At 42.7% G+C, this 337-nt stretch carries 1 protein-coding gene; it reads right to left on the reverse strand.

Annotation, left to right across the window (positions count from 1 at the left end; genetic code table 11):
• Window positions 1–86: 86 nt before the first annotated feature.
• The coding region (locus LJE12_RS19780) for a zinc ribbon domain-containing protein (protein WP_147348304.1) at window positions 87–337 on the reverse strand (251 nt) is incomplete at its 5' end.

Raw genomic sequence — 337 nt, forward strand, 5'->3', positions numbered from 1 at the left:
ATTGCCCTTCAGGGCAAAGCTAAAACAGGCTATCCCCGCGTGTCCCGCGGTTCTTTTTTATCCGGTTACGGATCTTTTCTGTGCTATTATGCACATTTTTTATATATTCTTTTTCCTTCTTTCAGAATATTGACCGCCGCATTCACATCCCGGTCCATCCGGTTTCCACATTCGCACAGGTATGTCCGTTCTGATAATGCCAGTTCTTTCTTTTTATGCCCGCATACACTGCATATCTTGCTGGATGCAAAATATCTGTCTACTTTTATCAGATATTTTCCACGTTCTTCCAGCTTATATCCAAGCATGGAAAGGAACTGACCGTATCCGTTATCCT

It is taken from the genome of Blautia sp. DFI.6.71 (assembly GCF_020593585.1).
In the GTDB taxonomy this organism is placed as follows: Bacteria; Bacillota; Clostridia; order Lachnospirales; family Lachnospiraceae; genus Blautia_A; species Blautia_A wexlerae.